This window comes from Paenibacillus thermotolerans (assembly GCF_028745515.1).
GTDB lineage: Bacteria > Bacillota > Bacilli > Paenibacillales > YIM-B00363 > Paenibacillus_AE > Paenibacillus_AE thermotolerans.
Genome location: NZ_JAQZSG010000075.1, coordinates 1 through 4,722, shown reverse-complemented (window position 1 = coordinate 4,722; position 4,722 = coordinate 1). Strand labels below are relative to the sequence as shown.

5 protein-coding genes are annotated in these 4,722 nt (G+C 34.7%); all 5 read right to left on the bottom strand.

From position 1 onward, the window contains the following. Nucleotides 1-31: 31 nt before the first annotated feature. Nucleotides 32-895 carry a terminase large subunit domain-containing protein gene (locus tag PT964_RS26195; RefSeq protein ID WP_274366308.1) on the bottom strand — a complete coding sequence of 288 codons (864 nt, stop codon included), beginning with the start codon at nt 893-895 and terminating at the stop codon, nt 32-34. A gap of 50 nt (nt 896-945) precedes the next feature. Then, nucleotides 946-1,329, bottom strand: a complete 384-nt coding sequence (locus PT964_RS26190) for a hypothetical protein (RefSeq protein ID WP_274366307.1) — start codon at nt 1,327-1,329, stop codon at nt 946-948. A gap of 330 nt (nt 1,330-1,659) precedes the next feature. Beyond that, nucleotides 1,660-3,126 carry a DUF3987 domain-containing protein gene (locus PT964_RS26185; protein ID WP_274366306.1) on the bottom strand — a complete coding sequence of 489 codons (1,467 nt, stop codon included), beginning with the start codon at nt 3,124-3,126 and terminating at the stop codon, nt 1,660-1,662. Further along, entirely contained in the window at nt 3,119-3,451 is a 333-nt protein-coding gene (locus tag PT964_RS26180) for a hypothetical protein (protein WP_274366305.1), read from the bottom strand. Before PT964_RS26180 ends, PT964_RS26185 begins: the two co-directional genes overlap by 8 nt. 23 nt (nt 3,452-3,474) lie before the next feature. Continuing rightward, nucleotides 3,475-4,251, bottom strand: a complete 777-nt coding sequence (locus tag PT964_RS26175; protein ID WP_274366304.1) for a hypothetical protein — start codon at nt 4,249-4,251, stop codon at nt 3,475-3,477. Nucleotides 4,252-4,722 lie beyond the last annotated feature (471 nt).

Here is a 4,722-nt window from a genome sequence, read left to right as displayed (position 1 = left end):
TATGAAGGTACTAATTCGGAGTGTCCACTTTTTAGTCTAACTCATTTTTATCCTTATCCATAAGCATCCATTCACGCCACATTAACATGTTTAGGGAACAACCCATATCATGCAACTGTTTCTGCTCTATAGATAAATCTTTCTTCGACAACCGCTTACCCTTATTAGTTGCCATATACCACATAACCGCTTGTTGAATGTCATAAGCAAATTGTTTTTCATACGCTGAACTGAAGAAAGGAAAGAAAAATGATTTATATTTACTCCTTCCCTTCTTAGCTTTGTCATACAACCGTTGGAAATCATTAAATCCATTAGCCGTTGTTTCAATAACGATACGGCTGCGCTCAGTCTTCTGTAGTGCCGGTTCAAGTGACAATAATAACTGATTTTGATTATCCATAAACGCATATTCGCTAAGAAGGATATACATTAAGTTTAAACCGCGCCCTACATCCTTAGTTCCGCTAGTTGCTGGAATAATTCGTGAGCCATTACTAAAAACAATTTCATCCCTATTACTTCGATCCGTTTCAGGGAACACATTAGGATACTTTTCTCTAGGTAAATGTTTATCCATCATTTTTAACTTTTCAAGTAATGCCTTTGAGGAATCACCTTTATAAGACATAATCATGTAATTTGTGTTTGGATTCTTTATCGCCATCCATAAACAATAAGCCAATTGAACCGTTGTAAATCCTAACTGTCTCGGTTTCAAAATTATATTGAATTTGCCAGCACTATTTATAAATTCTCTTTGCTGATCATTTAATTTGAATGGAATTAAATCCCCATTGTTATCTACAATTTTCACAAAGTTCTTACAGAATAACTCAAAGTTACTCAATATTTTTTCTAGTTTTTGCTTAGTCGTCAATGCAACTCTTGCCATTTTATCACCTTCCTAAATAAACAAAAGGGAGTACCGTTTTTGGTACGCCCTCATACTTCCAAACCATCGTCTTCATCTTCTTCAACATCAGCAAAATATTGCTCGGCTGCTTTCTTATGTGCGGTTATCTGATTCTGCAATTTTAAAAGTGTATCAATTGCTTTCGGATCTCCTTTAATTGCTTTATCCCTTACGACCTCATAAACATCTAGCAAGTCATCAGCCGTTTTACTTGCCAGATATACAGAAACAAAATGTTTATAATCATCTTCACGTTCCCATCGTACATAAGCGTTTAGACTCTTTACACCCAATTGCTTCATTAGTTCTTCTTCGGTCATTTGCCGTTCTTGGTCAAACCATAGATTAAATTTCCACTTGCAATATATCCGCTTCTTAGGCGGTAATTGTTTTAATGCTTCATAAATATTCATTTATCTTTCCTCCTGATATGTCGGTGTTGATTGCTGTTGACGGCTGTTGAAAAACCACTTCAACACCTAAATCCCATATATATCAAGGCTTTTCAGGTTGCTGTTGCGCTGTTGACAATAACTAGAGCAATTGATTCCAATTCAAATATTGGTAATATTTGTTAATTTAATATTTAAAAAATGCCTATAGCAACAGCATCCACAGCCAACATCTATTAATATGCGTCAACAGCTCAACAGCAAAACAAAAAACGCCCAAAACCCTTGATAAAACAACATTCTTGCTGTTGAAAGTTGTTTTCCACAGCGTTCCACAGCCAGCAACAGCCATTACTCTAAATACTTTGGATTAACATGAAATACAATTTGTTTTGCACCGCCGACCTGTCTTTCAGCCTTGAACGCAATAATCTTCTTTTCTTGCAACAAGTTAAGAAATTCGTCAAACTCATTTCCCTTTAGCTTCATGTTCATTTGAATATCTCGTTTGCTGATCTCATTGTTCTGAGTCTTAGTCTTCAAAATATGAATCGCTCGTTCAATATTTTTATCAGATTCCGATTGATTGATTTTCTTATAAATCTTTTGTGTCTGTTGCCTAAAATACTCGGCAATCTCAATTCCCTGACACATTGATTCAAACGATACTTTGCTTTCCTTATCAAAGCAATCGTTATGTACGTTCTTGCTTACATGAGCGATTAGTGAGAATCGCAAAGCATACAGTTTTATTTTTGTATTAATGGATTTTTTCTTTTCGTCTTTTCCAGCTTCCTTGAATACAAAATCCTCATATTCCAAATATTTCCTCATAGCTTCATCACTTAAATAGTAAGTCTCCGCTTCACCAACAATTTGCTGCTCTGTCAATGATTCAATAAGTTTGTGGTATTGCCGTTCAGTATCTTCGTCTATCCCTGCATTAACTGTTCTCATCATTTCTACATCAGTAGGAAAGGAAAATAAAAAACGGTCAAGAAAACCGTTTTCAGTGTTGTTGTCCTTTGCAATTTCATTTATTCCGCTAGGTGTCATTGCCCCGATAATACTTCCGAAAGGCTTCTCTACAAAAAGTGGCGGTTTACTTACTCGATTCACTTTTATGTTTTTATGACTCCACAGGGACAAGTAAAACTGCAAATCTCCACCTTTACCTCCCCTATATGAATCAAGGCTATTGTAGAGCCTTAGAAATTCATCTTGGACAATTACAATTCCTTCTGGACTGTTTTGAAGCATTATTGCAAGTGCTTCTGTCGTTGCGTCAGTGGTGTATAATTCTCGTAATCTCGGCTGTTCTGGTTCGATCTCATCGAATGGTTCTTTACTTTTTTTCGAGTGCTTCTTTCTTGCATCATAATCCTCTTTTTCAAGTAACCATTCCGAATATGCCTTTTTATACTCATCCATTTTAGATTTTTGTATCGAATATATGGGTTTGAATGCCATATCTTGCGCAGGAGATTTTCCCGATCCTGCACTTGCAATAATACAAGCATATAGAATTGCTTTTGTTGACATTGAACGATTTACTGCAACTTCATGTTTTGAACCAATTGCTGTGGCAAGAGCAACTAAGCCAGGTACAGCAAAAAACTCATAGGGTATCTTAAACGCATAATGCCCCGCTTTACAGAGATTTTTCAACTCTGTAGGCAGAGCATTAACGGGAAATGTCATTGTCTCAGGTGTTTTACTAGGTAAAATCGGATCAACTGTTTCCTTTTTATCCGATTCCTTCTTACTATCTTTTACCAATTGTTCATATTCTTTTTCAAGTTCCATAATATTACTCAATCACCTCACCCCCAACTACTTCCAAGAGAGAGAGGATTTCTTTATCAATTTTCTGTTTTAATTTCATCAAACTTTTTATTTTATATAAAGCTTTTGCCGCTTCGCTCCTGCTATTACAGTCGCAAAAAGGATCATTACAACCATCACATTCTTGCACAAAGTTATCTGTCCATTCCTTGTTATTCATTTCTTGTTCGATTTTCCAAGTTTCTTCCGAAACCCAGTCCTTTCCGTTCCAGACCTCGTATAAACCTATATTCTCCATTCCTCTTACAGGTCGCTTCGTTCCTGTGATTTGTCCATTCATCAACACATTTGCTTCCATATCTCCGATCCCCTCTATTTTATCTATTTATTAAATTTGTAATAACAATGATTAAATTCTTTTTTCTTTGGATTGTTAATAAATACATCAATCTTTTTTGCTTCATCCACAAATAAAAATCCTTGAATTTCATTTAACTTAATATCTTCTGTCACATAAATCTCTTCGTCCACTTTAATTAGATTATTTTCAACAAAAGCATTCTTAATCTCTTCGTCATTCAATCCATCTTTTAGTTCAGTTCTGAACGATTTTGCCTTATTAAAAATTGATGTATCAACCGAATCCAATAAAGCGTGATTTTTACGAATTTCCTGAATATATTGCTTTGCTCGAAAGTAATCCGATAAGTTTTCAATGTCAACGCACATATGAACTTTTTTATATTGGATTTTATTGAGGTCGGCTAAAAAGACAAAAAACGAATCTCCGCCTTTTACTAAAACACTGTCAATGAAATATGATGGTGAAAATGAGAAAAATAATTTCCCAACAAGTTCTCGATGATCCGAATCAGGATCAATAAAAGTATTAGTTTTTAATAGTTCTTCATATAAGACAAGACTTCCATTAATAAATGAGGTAGCATGATAAACAGAATTATGCGGAAAGTGTTTACGGCAAATAAATTCTATGCTTCCTCCAAGAATATGTTCTAATTGTATTTGTCTTATGATATTTGCTTTTTGTTCATCAATACTCATTTTCTTGTCTTGGATTTTTTGTTCAATTTTTTCCCAATTGTCATGACATTTTTTTATGTAATAATGCTTAACCTTTTCATATTCAACTGATTGCATTTATTTATCCTCTCATTTCAGTATAAAAATCATTACACAAAATCCTGTCCATAAAAATTTTCTTCAAAAAATCTCTTAGCCCAGGATAAACATCGTTGATATGCTTCGTCACCACTTATAACACATGTTTCCCCATTACTTGGCATATAGCAACATCCAGTATCAACAATGACAGCTAGACCACTTTTATTAATCATTATATTTCGCGGTTCAAGGTCGCTTATCTCTATTCCTTTTGATCTCATATAGTCTAGTGTTTCTTGAAAATTTTTCACAAAGTCTTTATGTAACCGAATAGGATGAGACATGTCAGGGTTATTATAAGGAAAGTGCTCAGCTGTAACGCCCTCTACCCTGTCTAGTACCATTATTTCTTTGTCGATGTAGGCGTAAATAGACGGAATAAAGGGATGACCATTTAGTAGTTGTAGCCGTCAAGTAAAATTGAACACTTTTTGCTGATTAATTTTG

Bases quoted from the DNA above. Each gene is read 5' to 3' on its own strand.
- PT964_RS26195 (WP_274366308.1), bottom strand. From the start codon at position 895: ATGGCAAGAGTTGCATTGACGACTAAGCAAAAACTAGAAAAAATATTG.
- PT964_RS26190 (WP_274366307.1), bottom strand. From the start codon at position 1,329: ATGAATATTTATGAAGCATTAAAACAATTACCGCCTAAGAAGCGGATA.
- PT964_RS26180 (WP_274366305.1), bottom strand. From the start codon at position 3,451: ATGGAAGCAAATGTGTTGATGAATGGACAAATCACAGGAACGAAGCGA.
- PT964_RS26175 (WP_274366304.1), bottom strand. From the start codon at position 4,251: ATGCAATCAGTTGAATATGAAAAGGTTAAGCATTATTACATAAAAAAA.